This is a genomic window from Rahnella sp. BCC 1045 (genome assembly GCF_019049615.1).
GTDB classification, from domain to species: Bacteria; Pseudomonadota; Gammaproteobacteria; order Enterobacterales; family Enterobacteriaceae; genus Rahnella; species Rahnella contaminans.
In genome coordinates this window covers 1-16,827 of record NZ_JAFMOZ010000102.1, presented here as the reverse complement: position 1 = coordinate 16,827, position 16,827 = coordinate 1, and the positions used below count along the sequence as shown (strand labels likewise).

At 51.3% G+C, this 16,827-nt stretch carries 11 protein-coding genes and 6 tRNA genes; 5 read left to right on the top strand and 12 right to left on the bottom strand.

Going from position 1 to position 16,827, the window contains the following annotated elements; all coding sequences use genetic code 11:
* Positions 1-262: 262 nt before the first annotated feature.
* Entirely contained in the window at positions 263-1,687 is a 1,425-nt protein-coding gene (gene miaB, locus J1782_RS04775) for a tRNA (N6-isopentenyl adenosine(37)-C2)-methylthiotransferase MiaB (protein ID WP_152326449.1), read from the bottom strand.
* A gap of 188 nt (positions 1,688-1,875) precedes the next feature.
* Between miaB and ubiF the strand changes: the two genes are divergently transcribed.
* Positions 1,876-3,060, top strand: coding sequence for a 3-demethoxyubiquinol 3-hydroxylase (ubiF, locus tag J1782_RS04770; protein ID WP_217152545.1), 1,185 nt, complete (start codon positions 1,876-1,878; stop codon positions 3,058-3,060).
* 108 nt (positions 3,061-3,168) lie between these two features.
* Here the strand turns inward: ubiF and J1782_RS04765 are convergent.
* The 11 genes from J1782_RS04765 to nagB all read right to left on the bottom strand — a co-directional run bounded on the left by J1782_RS04765 (position 3,169) and on the right by nagB (position 10,262).
* Positions 3,169-3,243, bottom strand: a tRNA-Gln gene (locus J1782_RS04765).
* 44 nt (positions 3,244-3,287) lie between these two features.
* Positions 3,288-3,364: transfer RNA gene (locus J1782_RS04760), tRNA-Met, on the bottom strand.
* Positions 3,365-3,456: 92 nt separating this feature from the next.
* Positions 3,457-3,531: transfer RNA gene (locus J1782_RS04755), tRNA-Gln, on the bottom strand.
* 64 nt (positions 3,532-3,595) lie between these two features.
* A tRNA-Gln gene (locus J1782_RS04750) sits at positions 3,596-3,670 on the bottom strand.
* Between the two features lie 23 nt (positions 3,671-3,693).
* Positions 3,694-3,778 (bottom strand) — tRNA-Leu (locus J1782_RS04745).
* 8 nt (positions 3,779-3,786) lie between these two features.
* Positions 3,787-3,863: transfer RNA gene (locus J1782_RS04740), tRNA-Met, on the bottom strand.
* Between the two features lie 227 nt (positions 3,864-4,090).
* A complete protein-coding gene (gene asnB, locus J1782_RS04735; RefSeq protein ID WP_152326451.1) occupies positions 4,091-5,755 on the bottom strand; it encodes an asparagine synthase B in 1,665 nt (554 codons plus the stop codon).
* A gap of 362 nt (positions 5,756-6,117) precedes the next feature.
* Positions 6,118-6,870 carry an HAD-IIA family hydrolase gene (locus J1782_RS04730; protein ID WP_152326452.1) on the bottom strand — a complete coding sequence of 251 codons (753 nt, stop codon included), beginning with the start codon at positions 6,868-6,870 and terminating at the stop codon, positions 6,118-6,120.
* A 58-nt stretch (positions 6,871-6,928) separates the two neighbouring features.
* Entirely contained in the window at positions 6,929-8,152 is a 1,224-nt protein-coding gene (locus J1782_RS04725) for an N-acetylglucosamine repressor (RefSeq protein ID WP_152326453.1), read from the bottom strand.
* A gap of 20 nt (positions 8,153-8,172) precedes the next feature.
* Positions 8,173-9,312: an N-acetylglucosamine-6-phosphate deacetylase gene (gene nagA / locus J1782_RS04720; RefSeq protein ID WP_165059724.1), complete on the bottom strand. Its 1,140-nt coding sequence runs from the start codon at positions 9,310-9,312 to the stop codon at positions 8,173-8,175.
* Between the two features lie 149 nt (positions 9,313-9,461).
* Positions 9,462-10,262 carry a glucosamine-6-phosphate deaminase gene (nagB, locus tag J1782_RS04715; RefSeq protein ID WP_152326454.1) on the bottom strand — a complete coding sequence of 267 codons (801 nt, stop codon included), beginning with the start codon at positions 10,260-10,262 and terminating at the stop codon, positions 9,462-9,464.
* Positions 10,263-10,735: 473 nt separating this feature from the next.
* On the opposite strand from nagB, the gene nagE reads away from it, so the two are divergent.
* The 4 genes from nagE to chiQ all read left to right on the top strand — a co-directional run bounded on the left by nagE (position 10,736) and on the right by chiQ (position 16,781).
* Positions 10,736-12,682, top strand: a complete 1,947-nt coding sequence (gene nagE / locus J1782_RS04710; protein WP_217152544.1) for a PTS N-acetyl glucosamine transporter subunit IIABC — start codon at positions 10,736-10,738, stop codon at positions 12,680-12,682.
* A 191-nt stretch (positions 12,683-12,873) separates the two neighbouring features.
* Positions 12,874-14,544 (top strand): glutamine--tRNA ligase, encoded by a 1,671-nt coding sequence (glnS, locus tag J1782_RS04705; RefSeq protein ID WP_217152543.1) that lies wholly within the window; start codon positions 12,874-12,876, stop codon positions 14,542-14,544.
* A gap of 469 nt (positions 14,545-15,013) precedes the next feature.
* Positions 15,014-16,426, top strand: a complete 1,413-nt coding sequence (locus J1782_RS04700) for an OprD family outer membrane porin (RefSeq protein WP_165059726.1) — start codon at positions 15,014-15,016, stop codon at positions 16,424-16,426.
* A 13-nt stretch (positions 16,427-16,439) separates the two neighbouring features.
* The gene (chiQ, locus tag J1782_RS04695) at positions 16,440-16,781 is read left to right on the top strand and encodes a ChiQ/YbfN family lipoprotein (RefSeq protein WP_165059728.1); all 342 of its coding nucleotides are present in this window, start codon (positions 16,440-16,442) and stop codon (positions 16,779-16,781) included.
* Positions 16,782-16,827: the final 46 nt, after the last annotated feature.

Genomic DNA, 16,827 nt, shown 5'->3' with positions numbered 1-16,827 from the left:
CCAGTTTACCCTGCATACTTCAGGGTACGTTCAGTGAGACATACGGCCGTAAACTGCTTTCAGCCGTCAACCATACCTGAGTTAATAATACATGCCCTTGGCAAAATATGCTGCGGCTTGCAGGCAGTTACATGAACCTGCATCCGGATATGCGGCCTTTCCTGGAAAATTAACCCCTGGAAGCCGGTGTTGCGTCTGAATTCTCAAAAGAAACAGGACGCCGGAGCGCCCTGTAGGTTCTGTCATTCTTCGCTTCAATGATTTACGGCTGATAGAGCCCAACGCCCAATTCATTTTCTTTGCGTGTGCGGGCAATAACAGATTGTGGTGACTCGTGCAGACGCAGCGCCATTTGTTCTTCTGTGCGGATGACTACGCCACGCAGGGAGTTGGCATAGACATCGACAATTTCGACATCCACGAATTTGCCAATCATGTCAGGCGTACCTTCAAAATTGACCACACGGTTGCATTCTGTGCGTCCGGTCAGTTCCATAATGTCTTTACGGGACGTCCCTTCCACCAGAATGCGCTGAACGGTGCCCAGCGTGGCGCGGCTAAACCGCATTACCTGTTGCGTGATCCGGTCCTGTAACAGCGCCAGACGCTGTTTCTTCTCGTCCATGCTGACGTCATCGACCATGTCTGCCGCAGGTGTTCCCGGGCGTGGAGAGTAGATAAAACTGAAGCTGACGTCGTAATTGACCTGTGCAATTAAATCCATAGTGCGTTCGAAATCATCGTTGGATTCGCCCGGGAAGCCGATGATGAAGTCAGAACTGAAATGGATATCCGGACGCGCAGCCCGCAATTTACGGATAGTCGATTTGTATTCCAGCACCGTGTGAGGGCGCTTCATCATAGTCAGAATGCGATCAGAACCGCTCTGAATAGGCAGATGCAGGAAACTGACCACTTCAGGCGTGTCTTTATAGACCTCGATAATATCGTCAGTAAATTCTACCGGATGGCTGGTGGTAAAGCGGATGCGGTCAATACCGTCGATGGCCGCCACCAGACGCAGTAATTCTGCAAACGTGCAGATGCCACCGTCAAAGGAATCGCCGCGGTAGGCGTTGACGTTTTGCCCCAGCAGGTTAACTTCACGCACGCCCTGAGCGGCAAGCTGAGCGACTTCGAACAGGACGTCATCACACGGGCGGCTGACTTCTTCGCCGCGCGTGTAAGGCACCACGCAGAAGCTGCAATATTTGTTGCAACCTTCCATGATGGAGACAAATGCGGTCGGGCCATCCGCGCGTGGTTCCGGCAGACGGTCAAATTTCTCAATTTCCGGGAAGCTGATATCCACGACCGGGCTTTTGGTGCCGCGAACATGGTTGACCATTTCTGGCAGGCGATGCAGGGTTTGCGGGCCAAAAACGATATCAACGCAGGGCGCACGCTTACGCAGCAATTCCCCTTCCTGAGATGCCACACAGCCGCCGACGCCGATAATAATATCCGGGTTTTTCTTTTTTAATAATTTCCAGTGTCCCAGCAGGCTGAACACTTTCTCCTGGGCTTTTTCCCGGATTGAACAGGTATTCAGCAGCAGAATGTCTGCTTCTTCAGCGTTATCCGTCAGCTGGTAACCGTGGGTGCTATCGAGAAGATCGGCCATTTTGGATGAATCATATTCATTCATCTGGCAGCCCCAGGTTTTTATGTGCAGTTTTTTAGTCATCAGCGTGTCAGTACTCAGTACGGGGAACGTTAGATCGGCAGTGCCGCAGTGCATAGCGTTGTTCAGGGGCGGTATTGTAAACCCTCACCTTAGCGCTGACCAGTGCGGGAAAGCAGCTTAGGCCCTGATGCAGACACAAAAATCCGGTACACTTCGCATAATGAACTGAAATAGAAAGCTGGAATAAAATGAATAATTCAGAGAAGTCATTTGATGCAGTGATCGTCGGTGGTGGGATGGTAGGCGCTGCGGCAGCTCTCGGGCTGGCCCGTCAGGGGCTTCAGGTTGCATTGATCGAAAATGAAGAGCCGGCTGAATTTGACGCATCAGCGGCAGCAGACCTGCGAATTTCTGCGATTGGCTGCGCTTCGGTGCGGTTCTTGCAGAAATTAGAGGCGTGGCCTGCTGTTGAAAAAATGCGCTCGGTGCCGTATCGCCGCCTGGAAACCTGGGAAGTTGACGGTTCCGACGTCAAATTCGATGCGCAATCACTCGGATTACCGGAGCTGGGATTCATGGTTGAAAACCGCGTGCTTCAGCTGGCGCTCTGGCAACAGTTTGATACTTTCTCCAATCTGACCCGCTTCTGCCCGGCGAAACTGCGCCATCTTCTGCAACATGACGATAAAACCTGGTCACTTCAGCTGACCACCGGTGAACTGCTGCGTACAAAACTGGTCGTCGCCGCCGACGGAGCGAATTCTCTGGTACGCCAGCTGGCGGGCATCGGCGTTGATGGTTGGGAATATCGCCAGCACTGTATGCTGATTAACGTTGAAACCGAAACGCCGGATCAGGATGTCACCTGGCAGCAGTTTTTCCCTTCCGGCCCGCGCGCATTCCTGCCGTTGTTTGGCAATCAGGCATCACTGGTGTGGTACGACAGCCCGCAGCGCATCCGTTATCTGAAAACGCTGAACATGAAACAGCTGACGGCGGAGATTATGCAGGCCTTTCCGCCGCGCCTTGGAAAAATCAATGCAACAGCAGCGGGCGCGTTCCCGCTGGTTCGCCGCCATGCGCAGCGTTATGTCCTGCCGGGACTGGCGCTGGTGGGCGATGCAGCGCATACGATCAATCCGCTGGCCGGGCAGGGCGTGAATCTGGGTTATCGCGACGTAGAAGCATTGCTTTCGGTGCTGGAAAAAGCGCGTGACCACGATGAAGCGTGGAGTAGCGAGAGCGTGCTGATACGTTATCAGCGTCAGCGTCGCCTGGATAATCTGCTGATGCAAAGCGGTATGGATTTGTTCTATACCGCGTTCAGTAACGATCTGGCGCCCGTCAAAGCATTGAGAAATCTGGCACTGATGACGGCACAGCGTGCAGGCGCACTGAAAACTAAAGCGCTGAAATACGCCTTAGGCATTTAATGAAGTGAGAGAGGGGCTGGCCGGATGAATGTCGGCTTGCCCGTTTTTTTTGAGTCTGACTCAACCGACAGATAGCAAAAAGCCCGCACGAGGCGGGCTTTCTTAATGTGGCTGGGGTGCCAGGATTCGAACCTGGGTATGCTGGTATCAGAAACCAGAGCCTTACCGCTTGGCGACACCCCAATTTTAAAACTCACTACCTTTTGAGCAGTGCACTGCAAGTAAAATGGTGGCTACGACGGGATTTGAACCTGTGACCCCATCATTATGAGTGATGTGCTCTAACCAGCTGAGCTACGTAGCCAAATTCTACTGACTTACTTCAAAACTTCAAGCACTAATTTAACTAACTTAATAATAAATTTCAAGTGCTTACCAATTATACAGAAAGAAGTATGGCTGGGGTACCTGGATTCGAACCAGGGTATGCTGGTATCAAAAACCAGTGCCTTACCGCTTGGCGATACCCCAACAGTACAACTTCTTCAAATTGGTTTTTTCTCACATTCACATCAGAGATGCGAAGGTAAGAAAATGGCTGGGGTACCAGGATTCGAACCTGGGAATGCTGGTATCAAAAACCAGTGCCTTACCGCTTGGCGATACCCCAACTGTGCTGCCGACTCGATGAAATGGTGCGGGAGGCGAGACTTGAACTCGCACACCTTGCGGCGCTAGAACCTAAATCTAGTGCGTCTACCAATTTCGCCACTCCCGCAAAAAAGATGGTGGCTACGACGGGATTCGAACCTGTGACCCCATCATTATGAGTGATGTGCTCTAACCAACTGAGCTACGTAGCCCTCTTTTTTCGCGCTACCTTCATCGGCGTTGCGGGGCGCATTATGCGTATATGACCGTTTTGCGTCAACACCTTTTTTGGAGAAAAAGGCGTGAGAGCGTCCATTTGTCTGGCTTATAACCACTCTGGTGATTAATTGGGCAAAACACATTATTTTTACTGGCTTTACCCATAAAAAAACGGGCCTGAAAAGGCCCGCTTGCTTCATGGAAAATAACCGGTAAAGGCTTATTTATACGCTGACTGATGAACGCCAACCGCACGGCCAGAAGGGTCATCCATGTTTTTGAACGCTTCATCCCATTCGATGGCTTTCGCTGAAGAACAGGCCACTGACGGGCCGCCAGGAACACATTCAGCTGCGCTTGGAACCGGGAACAGTTCTTCGAAAATGGTGCGGTACAGGTAGCCTTCTTTTGACGTCGGCGTGTTGTACGGGAAACGGAAATGCGCAGTTTCGAGCTGTTGATCGGTAATCTGCTGAGACGCGACTTCTTTTAACGTATCGATCCAGCTGTAACCTACGCCGTCCGAGAACTGTTCTTTCTGGCGCCATGCCACGCTGTGTGGCAAATAAGACTCAAAACATTCGCGCAGGATATGTTTTTCCATTTTGCCGTTGCCGCACATTTTGTCTTTCGGGTTGATGCGCATTGCGACGTCGAGGAATTTTTTATCCAGGAACGGTACGCGGGCTTCAACGCCCCAGGCGGACATCGCTTTATTGGCACGGGCACAGTCATACATGTGCAGGGCCAGCAATTTACGCACGGTTTCTTCGTGGAATTCTTTCGCGTTCGGCGCTTTATGGAAGTACAGGTAACCGCCCAGGACTTCGTCAGCACCTTCGCCGGACAACACCATCTTGATGCCCATCGCTTTGATTTTACGGGACATCAGATACATCGGCGTTGACGCACGAATGGTGGTCACGTCGTAAGTTTCGATGTGATAAATCACGTCACGGATAGCGTCCAGACCTTCCTGCACGGTGAAGTGGATTTCATGGTGCACGGTGCCTAAATGGTTTGCGACTTCCTGAGCAGCGCGCAGATCCGGAGAACCTTCCAGACCGACCGCAAAGGAGTGCAGCTGTGGCCACCACGCTTCGCTCTGATCTTTATCCTCAATGCGGCGACCGGCAAATTTCTTGGTAATTGCTGAAATCACGGAAGAATCCAGACCACCGGACAGCAGCACGCCGTAAGGCACGTCAGACATCAGGTGACTTTTCACCGATTCTTCCAGCGCATCTTTCAGCGCCGCAGCGTCAGTGACGTTGTCTTTGACGTTTTCGAAATCGAACCAGTCACGCTGGTAATATTCACGGATTTCGCCTTCCTGGCTCCACAAATAGCTGCCCGCCGGGAATTCTTTGATGGTGCGGCAAACCGGCACCAGCGCTTTCATTTCAGACGCCACGTACATGTTGCCGTGTTCGTCGTAACCCATATACAGCGGGATGATGCCCAGATGGTCGCGGCCAATCAGGTACGCGTCTTTTTCTGTGTCATAGAGAATGAAGGCGAACATGCCTTGCAGTTCATCGAGGAATTCAGGGCCTTTTTCCTGATACAGCGCAAGAATCACTTCGCAGTCAGACGCGGTCTGGAACTCATACTTATCGCCCAATTCAGCGCGCAGAGCCTGATGGTTGTAGATTTCGCCGTTTACAGCCAGAACGTGGGTATGTGCTGCGTTGTACAAAGGCTGTGCGCCGTTGTTCACGTCGACAATCGACAGACGCTCATGCGACAGAATCGCTTTGTCGCTGGCGAACACGCCGGACCAGTCAGGCCCGCGGTGACGCATCAGGCGCGAGAGTTCCAGCGCTTTTTTGCGCAGCTCGACGGAGTCAGTTTTGATATCGAGCACACCGAAAATTGAACACATATTTCTATCTCCCTAACGACGTTTCTCTGGCTGTCATTTTTATGTTTGCGAATGAGGATCAACGTTGCCGTTCTTTCAGTTTTAGTCAGGCTTTGTTTCGTTGCTGACTATGAAAATGCGTCAAAACCCCTGTGTTGTGCAAGTGGTTTAACGCTCTTCTGATAAATAGTTGGTTGAGTGCAGGTAATCTTTAACGAATCGGGAGTTTTATGGCATTTTCATTAGCGGATTATTAATTTAATCGCAGAAAATTGAGGAGGATTCAAAAAAAGAGAAAAGTGAATGAAAATCAAACAGCAGGACGAAAAAAAACGAGCCGGGATACCAATCAGGGCTCGTTTTCATATATTTATGAGTGTCTGTTAAATCACGTCGATATCGGCAACGGAAGGGTAAATCCAGGTCGGACGGAACGGCATTCCCTCAATATCATTGAGGGTAGAAACACCGGTCAGCACCAGAATAGTTTCCAGACCCGCCTGGAAACCCGCCAGAATATCTGTTCGCAGATTGTCGCCCACAATGACCGTTTCTTCGGAATGCGCCTGCATTTTATTGAGCGCCGAGCGGATAATCCACGGGCTCGGCTTGCCGACGTAAAACGGCTGGCGTCCGGTAATTTTCTCGATTGGTGCGCATAACGCGCCACAGGCTGGAACAAAACCGTGGCCGTGATTGTCCGGGTTTGTCGCAATAAAGCGCGCGCCATTCGCCACGAAATACGCCGCTTTATGAATCATGTCCCAGTTGTACGAACGCGTTTCGCCGACGATCACAAAATCAGGATTGATATCTGTGATGGTAAAACCCGCTTTATACAGCTCGTGAATCAGAGCGCCTTCGCCAACGACGTAGGCTTTTTTACCTTCCTGACGTTTCAGGAAATCAGCTGTCGCCATCGCGGACGTGAAGAACGCGCTTTCCGGCACTTCAAGACCGGCAGCGCTGAAGCGATTTGCCAGATCCTGCGCTGTCTGGGAAGGGTAGTTGGTGAGAATGACCAGAGGCATTCCCTGTTCCTGAATTCGGGCCAGAAAGCGATCGGCGCCGGGTACAGCTGTGTTGTCGTGCAACAGCACGCCATCAATGTCACAGATTACATTCTTAATTGTCATGATTTCCAAACCCACATTTTTCAGCCCCATTCCTGGCAGCCAATTACTATAGCACGCCTTAATTTTCCATCAGACGCTGCAACAGAACGCCATTCAACATAGCCCGTTTGACCAGCGCAAACGCACCAATCGCGGACTGATGATTAAGCGCGGAAGTCACAACCGGTAGATTGCGGCGGAAATCTTTCAAAACCTGAGCATTAATGCAGTTTTGGATGGCCGGCAGCAGGACTTTATCCGCTTCGGTAATTTCACCGGCAATCACCACTTTTTGCGGATTAAACAGGTTGATCGCAATGGAAACGCCTTTGCCAAGCTGACGGCCCACATGCTCAATCACTTCAGTGGCCAGCGCATCATGGCGATTGGCGGCTTTGCAGATAGCGGAAATTGAGCAATCGTTCAGACTGAGTTTACTGGCGTAACCCTGCGTGAGCAGATGGCGTACACGGTTTTCGATAGCCGCGTTGGCCGCAACGGTTTCCAGACAGCCGAAGTTTCCGCAATGACAGCGTTCGCCCAGGGGATCGATTTGAATGTGGCCGATTTCACCCACGTTGCCGTTGCTGCCCAGGAAAATCTGGCCGTTAACGATAATTCCTGCGCCGGTACCGCGGTGAAGACGAACCAAAATGGAGTCCTGACAGTCGCGGGTTGCCCCGAAATAGTGCTCGGCGAGGGCCAGACTGCGGATATCGTGGCCGACAAAACTGGTAACTTTGAATCTGGCTTCCAGCGCATCGACTAATTTCCACGCACCGACGCTGATATGCGGCATATAGCGGACGATGCCTTTATTCGGATCGACCAGGCCTGGAAGGATGACAGAAATGGCAATCAGTTCGCGGATTTTACGCTGATTCAGCTCGATAAATTGCGCGATTGCCTCAAATAAGGCGTTCTCAAGCGTTTCCTGAGTGCGTTCGGGCAGGGAATAATGTTGTTCGGCCAGTGACTTGGCGCTGAGATCGTAGAGCGTGATGGTCGCGTCATGGCGGCCAAGACGAACGGCGATGGTATGAAAAGGACGGGTTTCGGTGATGATTGAAATAGCGCGGCGACCCCCGGTGGAAGCCTGCTGATCCACTTCTTTGATCAGCCCGCGCTCGAGTAACTGTCGGGTAATTTTGGTGACACTGGCGGGCGCTAACTGGCTCATGTCGGCGATTTGAATGCGCGAAATGGGCCCTTGTTGGTCAATCAGGCGGTAAACCGCCGCGCCGTTTAACTGCTTAACCAGATCAACGTTGCCGATTTGTGCCTGCTGTCCGCCAGTTGTCATCAATGCTGTTATCCGCTCAATTAAACTTCGTCACCATTAACGATAGTTTTTGTGATTTTAAAATCATGAGTGAACGCGGTGAGGTTGGCGACTTTGCCTGCTTCAATGCTACCCAGCTGGCCGTCGAGGCCAATCGCGCGGGCCGGATAAAGCGATGCCATACGCAACGTTTCATCCAGTGCAATGCCGACATGTTCAACGCTGTTTTGAACTGCTTCGATCATGGTCAGCGCAGAGCCGCTCAGTGTTCCGTTTTCGTCCACACAGAGTCCGTCACGGTAGTATATTGTTTTACCGGCAAAAATGAACTCATCAATATTGGCACCCGCTGGCGCAGTGGCGTCGGTGACCAGCACCAGTTTCTCGCCTTTGAGCTTTTTCGCGTTGCGAATATTGGCGTAATCGACATGCAAACCGTCGGCAATCACACCGGTATACACTTCCGGTGTATCGAAGATTGCACCAATAAGGCCAGGCTGACGACCTGTAATCGCTGGCATTGCATTATAAAGGTGCGTTGCGAAGGTGATACCGGCCGCAAAACCCGCGCGGGCTTCGGCATACGTCGAATTGGAATGGCCTGCGGAAATCACAATACCGGCAGCGCGCAGCTGACGGATATAGCGGGCTTCAACCTGTTCCGGTGCAAGCGTCAGCTGTGTGATGACATCGGCGTTTTCACACAGAAAATCAATCATGGCGTCGTCGGGCTTACGGATAAAGGCCGGATTGTGGGTGCCTTTTTTCAACGGGCTCAGATACGGGCCTTCAAGATGCAGACCCAGCGCCTGATTCGGATATTTTTCCAGATACGTGCGCATTACGCTGACGCCGTGCTTCATGTAGTCATCGCTACAGGTGATCAGCGTAGGTAAGAAACTGGTACAGCCGGATTTTTCGTTGGCTTTCTGCATGATTTCTAACGTTTCTACGGAAATCGCTTCCAGTGAATCGTTGAACTGCACGCCGCCACAACCGTTAAGTTGCAGGTCGATAAATCCGGGGGCAAGAATGGCACCGTCCAGATCGCGGGTTTCCACATTGTCCGGCAGCTCGCTGACCGCGCAGACACGTTCGATTTTGCCATCGGCAATCACGACCGCATGGTTATCCAGAACGTCGTGGCCGGTATAGATCCGGCCGTTAATCAAAGCGTACATCATGCCCCCTCGTTCGCTTGCCCTTCTCCAGTCACGCTGCTGCTGCGTTGGCTGCCTCACTCACTCCGCTCACTTACTTCAGTAAACTCCCGGAGATTCGCGTCATTGCTGCCTTGCTGCAACGCGACTGGCTTTGGGCATAAATTTTGTTAAAGGTTTTTCATATTTTCCGCTTCTAACTCGCGGAAATATTTAACAGTTTTGACTTTCAGTTCCATGGTGGATGGCTCGTCACACACCATAACGGCTTTTGCATGCAATTGCAGGCAACTGATGGTCCACATGTGGTTAATGTTTCCCTCGACGGCCGCTTCAAGCGCTTGCGCCTTCGCGTGGCCGGTGACCAGAATCATCACTTCTTCTGCATCAAGCAGTGTGCCTACGCCAACGGTCAGGGCGTATTTTGGCACCTGAGATACGTCATTGTCGAAGAAACGGGAGTTCGCGATGCGGGTTTCGTGTGTCAGGGTTTTGATACGGGTGCGTGAAGCCAGTGAAGATGCCGGTTCGTTAAAGGCAATGTGACCGTCGTTGCCCACGCCACCCATGAACAGGTGAATTTTACCGTAAGACTTAATTTTTGCTTCGTACTGACGGCATTCTTCGTTGACGTCTGGCGCATTACCATTCAGCAGATTGATATTTTCGCGTGGAATATCAACGTGATCAAAGAAGTTTTTGTACATGAACGTATGATAGCTCTCAGGGTGTTCCTGCGGTAAGCCAACATATTCGTCCATATTGAAAGTAACCACATTCTTAAAGCTAACCTGGCCTGCTTTATGCATGGCGATTAAATGTTTGTAAGCTTCGAGTGGTGTGCCACCGGTAGGTAAGCCCAAAATGAACGGGCGGTCGGCAGTGGGTTTGAAGGCGTTAATACGCTCAACGATATGACGTGCTGCCCATTTGCCAACTTCAGTGGTGGTGTTTAAAGGAATAAGTCTCATCACGTACCTCTTAGTTTCAGAATATTGAATATACTGTGTATATCCTTTGTCCTTGACGTTGCAGGGGTGTTGGCTGCTTTCGAATCTCTGCCTGGCTTAACGGAGTAAGCGCAACGGATTTTTCGATTGCCGCCTGCCTGTAACCCAGTGACTCCGGATAAGGAAGTCAAAGCTGTTTTGGTTCAGGGCGGTCATGTTAAGCGTAAACCACCGTGACGGTTTGTGGCTGGCACAATGCCGTCTAGATTTTTTTAATGATAAAATAAGTTTTGTGTGTTGACCAGCCTGATGGCATGTTATGACCTCTTTTTGGTGATAATTATCACAAAAATAGAGGTTTTAATTTGCGATACGAAATAATCTTTTTACACTCGCAAAGCAGTTGGTTAAATCGGAACGGTAAGTGAGTAAAGGTAGTAACCATACTAATTAAACTACTTAGGTGATTCGCCTGGCGGCGGATAGGGGGAAATGTGAATATTCTTGGATTCTTTCAGCGTTTAGGCAGAGCACTTCAGCTGCCGATAGCCGTGCTACCTGTCGCTGCGTTACTGCTGCGTTTCGGTCAGCCTGATCTTCTTAATATGCCGTTCATCGCGCAAGCCGGTGGCGGGATCTTCGATAACCTGGCCCTGATTTTTGCTATTGGTGTGGCATCAAGCTGGTCTAAAGACAACGCGGGTGCTGCGGCACTGGCGGGTGGTATTGGTTATTTCATTCTGACCAAGGCGATGATTACCATCAACCCGGCCGTCAATATGGGCGTTCTGGCAGGTATCATCACCGGTCTGGTCGGCGGTATGGTTTACAACCGCTGGTCTGATATCAAACTTCCTGATTTCCTGAGCTTCTTCGGTGGGAAACGTTTCGTTCCTATCGCAACAGGCTTCTTCTGTCTGATTCTGGCCGCGATCTTCGGCTACGTCTGGCCTCCGGTGCAGGATGCAATCCGCGCCGGTGGTGAGTGGATCGTAGGCGCAGGCGCATTCGGTGCGGGTATCTTCGGTTTCGTAAACCGTCTGCTGATCCCAACCGGTCTGCATCAGGTTCTGAACACCATCGCATGGTTCCAGATTGGTGACTTCACCAACGCAGCAGGCACAGTATTCCACGGCGACATCAACCGCTTCTACGCGGGTGACGGCACCGCAGGGATGTTCATGTCCGGCTTCTTCCCAATCATGATGTTTGGTCTGCCAGGCGCAGCATGCGCAATGTACTTCGCCGCACCGAAAGAACGTCGTCCACTGGTGGGCGGTATGCTGGTCTCCGTTGCGGTGACTGCATTCCTGACCGGTGTGACCGAGCCGTTAGAATTCCTGTTCATGTTCCTTGCTCCGCTGCTGTATTTAGTCCACGCCATCCTGACCGGGATCAGCCTGTACGTTGCAACTGCGCTGGGTATCCATGCTGGCTTCTCCTTCTCTGCGGGTGCGATTGACTACGCGTTGATGTACAACCTGCCGGCGGCAAGTAAAAACGTCTGGATGTTGCTGGTGATGGGCGTTGTGTTCTTCGTCATCTACTTCGTACTGTTCAGCGTAATTATCCGCATGTTCAACCTGAAAACGCCGGGCCGTGAAGACGACGCCGACCATATCGGTGAACCGGAAGCGAACAGCAATACTGAAGAAGGTCTGAACCAGCTGGCCGTGAGCTACATCAGCGCACTGGGCGGTTCTGATAACTTCAAAGGTATTGATGCCTGTATTACCCGCCTGCGTCTGAACGTGAAAGATGCTGGTACTGTTGATGATGCAGCCTGCAAACGTCTGGGTGCGTCCGGTATTGTTCGTCTGAACAAACAAAGCATTCAGGTTATCGTCGGTGCAAAAGCGGAATCTCTGGCTGATGCAATGAAGAAAGTGATGGCGCGTGGTCCGGTTGCGGCAGGCAGCGCAGCAGCCCCCGTGGTTGTGAAAGCGTCTCCGCAGGCTGTACCAAACAGCGTTAAAGCGGTCGTTGAAACGCTGGTGGCTCCGGTTACCGGTGACATCGTGGCGCTGGATCAGGTGCCAGACGAAGCCTTCGCCAGCAAAGCGGTAGGCGATGGTGTCGCGATTCGTCCGACGGATAAAACAGTTGTCGCTCCGGCTGCGGGTACCGTGGTGAAAATCTTCAACACCAACCATGCGTTCTGCCTGGAAACCACTTCTGGTGCTGAAATCGTGGTGCACATGGGGATCGACACCGTTGCACTCAACGGCCAGGGCTTTACCCGCCTGATTGAAGAAGGCGCAACGGTCACTGCCGGTCAGCCTGTACTGGAACTGGATCTGGCTTACCTGAACGCTAACGCGCGCTCAATGATTAGCCCGGTTGTGGTCAGCAACATCGATGATTACACCGGTGTGATTTCACTGGCCAGCGGTTCAGTCGTAGCCGGTCAGACCAAACTGTTTGAGATTCAGGGTAAATAATTTCCTGACGCTGATTCAGTTGAGTTAAGTCTTAGCGGGAAGAGAGCAATCTCTTCCCGCTTTTTATTGTTTACGGACACGCGGTATGCAGATAACCACTATTTTATGCAAGTAACGGTTGTTTCCCGACGTGGCTTGTTGGAACATAACAGGTTATCTGTAGAGTCAATGTTGCGTAGAGGAATTGCACAATGAGTGAGGCTGAAGCCCGCCCAACAAATTTTATCCGTCAGATTATTGATGAAGATCTGGCGACCGGGAAACACAATACCGTTCATACCCGTTTCCCGCCCGAGCCTAATGGTTATCTGCATATCGGCCATGCGAAGTCTATCTGCCTGAACTTCGGTATTGCGCAAGACTATCAGGGGCAGTGCAACCTGCGTTTTGACGATACCAACCCGGCAAAAGAAGACATCGAATTCGTTGAGTCGATCAAACACGACGTCCAGTGGTTAGGTTTCGACTGGAGCGGTGATATTCACTATTCTTCCGACTACTTCGATCAACTGCACGGCTACGCGCTGGAGCTGATCAACAAAGGTCTGGCTTACGTTGACGAATTGTCTCCGGATGAAATCCGCGAATACCGTGGCTCACTGACGTCTCCGGGCAAAAACAGCCCGTACCGCGATCGCAGCGTAGAAGAAAACATCGCGCTGTTCGAAAAAATGCGCAACGGTGAATTCGCTGAAGGCGCGGCGTGTCTGCGTGCAAAAATCGATATGGCTTCGCCATTCTTCGTGATGCGCGATCCGGTTATCTACCGTATTAAGTTTGCGGAACACCATCAGACTGGCAAAAAATGGTGCATCTACCCGATGTATGATTTCACCCACTGCATTTCCGATGCGCTGGAAGGGATCACCCATTCGTTGTGTACGCTGGAATTCCAGGACAACCGTCGTCTGTATGACTGGGTTCTCGATAACATCACCATCCCTTGCCACCCGCGTCAGTACGAGTTCTCCCGTCTGAATCTCGAATATTCCATCATGTCCAAGCGTAAGCTGAACCTGCTGGTGACGGATAAGATCGTCGAAGGCTGGGATGACCCGCGTATGCCGACCGTTTCCGGTCTGCGTCGCCGTGGTTACACTGCTGCGTCTATCCGTGAATTCTGTCGTCGTATCGGCGTAACGAAACAGGACAACAACGTCGAAATGATGGCGCTGGAATCCTGTATCCGTGACGATCTGAACGAAAATGCGCCGCGCGCCATGGCTGTCATCAATCCGGTTAAAGTGATCATTGAGAACTTTACCGGTGAAGATGTGCAAATGGTGAAAATGCCTAATCATCCGAGCAAACCGGAGATGGGTACGCGCGAAGTGCCGTTCACCCGTGAGATTTATATCGATCAGGCTGATTTCCGCGAAGAAGCGAACAAGCAATACAAACGTCTGGTGCTGGGCAAAGAAGTTCGTCTGCGCAATGCGTATGTCATCAAAGCGGAACGCATTGAAAAAGATGCCGAAGGCAATGTGACGACGATCTTCTGTTCTTACGATATCGAAACGCTGAGCAAAGATCCGGCCGATGGCCGCAAGGTAAAAGGTGTGATCCACTGGGTTTCTGCGTCTGAAGGCAAACCGGCGGAATTCCGTCTGTATGACCGTCTGTTCAGCGTCGCGAATCCTGGCCAGGCAGAAGATTTCCTGACCACGATCAACCCGGAATCCCTGGTGATCGCGCACGGTTTCGTTGAGCCTTCTCTGGTGGCTGCACAGGCTGAAATCAGCCTGCAGTTTGAACGTGAAGGTTACTTCTGTGCTGACAGCCGCTATTCCAGCGCTGAAAATCTGGTCTTCAACCGTACCGTTGGCCTGCGTGATACCTGGGAATCAAAACCCGTCGCGTAAGTCACCGATGAACGATTGCTAAACGCAGCTCCGGCTGCGTTTTTTTATGTCAGAAATTCACGGAATTTTCTTTTTCTTCGCGAATTAATGCGTTTTTCATGTTTGCTTTTTAGGACCTTCCTTTCCGAATATCAGAGTGCTGAAACGTTTAAGTCAATACGGTTTTTACTTAATTATCTGTTTTAGTTATCGATTGTCAGAGTCCACTGATTTAAACCTTCGCATTCCTCGTTTGTTACACTTTTTCATCTTTATGTGCACTTTGTCATACTTCAGCTATCAGGGTTTAATTACCCATTGATAATTCGCGTCGCGAAAAATACTCTTAATCCTGCTTTATACGGTTACGCCTCTGGCGGCCGCTTTTAATACCCGTTTGGGTTTTGCACGTTTTTTTTAGTCAAAATGAGGAATTTCTATGCACAAGCACCTTAACAGGGGCAGGGGATCGGCTTACCTGAAACCTGTGATGTACACGCTGGCTGGCACTTTGTTGGGCGGCGGAATGATGTTCCCCGAAGAGGCCAGAGCGGCTGGCTTTATTGATGATTCGACGCTGACCGGCGGTGTGTATTACTGGCAGCGCGAACGCGACCGCAAAGATTTGAACAAAACTAAAGAAGAAACCCGCCCTGACGGCACAAAAGTCACGGTGAATAACCCCGATTACGATAAATACGCCACCAACCTTTCGCACGCGACCGCCAACCTGAACCTTGATTTCTCTTCCGGCTATGCCTGGGACATGTTCGGTATCGACGTCGCCGCATTTACCGCGATCGAATTAGCCGAAGCCAGCGACAGCGGTCACCCGAACGAAATCGCGTTCTCCTCCAAAAACCATGCGTATGACGAAGACTATTCCGGCGATAAAGGCGGCGTCAGCCTCTACAAAGCGGCCGGTAAATTCAAATACGGCGGATTCTGGGGCCATGCTGGTTACATTCAGCCCACCGGGCAAACGCTGATCGCCCCGCACTGGAGCTTTATGCCGGGTACCTATCGCGGTGCTGAAGCCGGGTATAAACATGATTTTGGCGATCCGGGTGAACTGAGTTTCTCCTACATGTGGGCAGATGAATACAAATCGCCGTGGCATCTGGAGATGGATGATTTCCGCCAGAACGACAAGAAAACCGGTGTTTCCTATATCCACTCGCTGGGTGCGAAATACGACTTCAAAAATGATCTCGTACTGGAAGCGGCATTCGGTCAGGCAGAAAGTTACGTCGATCAGTACTTCGCCAAAGCGTCGTACAAAATTGATCTGATGGGCAATCCGCTCACCACCAGCTACCAGTTCTATGGTGCGGAAGATCGTATCAGCAACCAGAACGATCCGAACAGCCTGTATGACGGTCTGGCCTGGTTGCAGGCACTGACTTTCGGTTACACCACCGGCCAGTTCAACTGGCGTCTGGAAGGGACGATGGTCAAAGCTGAGGGGAATCAGGGTTATTTTTTACAACGCATGACCCCGACGTATTCTTCTTCTAACGGACGTCTTGATGTGTGGTGGGACAACCGTTCTGACTTCAACGCCAACGGCGAAAAAGCGGTGTACGCAGGCGTACTTTACGATCTGGCGAAATGGGATCTGCCGGGCTTCGCAGTAGGCGGTTCTTATGTTTACGCGTGGGATGCCAAACCGAGTACCAATCCAATCTATGATCAGAGCCAGCGCCTGAAAGAAAGTGCCTGGAGCCTTGATGCGCTATACACCATTCAGGAAGGGCGCGCGAAAGGTACGCTGTTCAAACTGCATTACACCCAGTACGACAACCACTCGGATATCCCGAGCTGGGGCGGCGGGTACGGCAACATTTTCCAGGATGAAAAAGACGTGAAATTCATCGTTATCGCTCCATTCACTATTTTCTGAGGTCGCTATGTCGATGAAAAAATTACTGATGATTGTGGTTTCCTCCGTTGTGCTGGCAGGTTGTGCGCCAACCGCGGATCAGGCTCAGATTTCTAAAACGCGTGAGGCATACAGCGCGTGTATTAATTCGGCAGAAGGCAATCCGGACAAACTGGCCTCCTGTCAGGTATTGCTGAACAAGCTCAAACAGGAAAAAGCCCACCAGAAATTTGCGGAACAGGAAACGGTTCGCGTGGTGGACTACCAGCGCTGTCTGACGGCGCGTAAGACCGGTGACGGGCAGGCGTATGCGGCGGATTGCGGCAAGATCTGGCAGGAAATCAAAGCCAGTAACGCACCTAATCCGGTTAACTAAAAGCAGGGATCTGAAACAAGCATCATCATAGAACGCAAAACCCCGG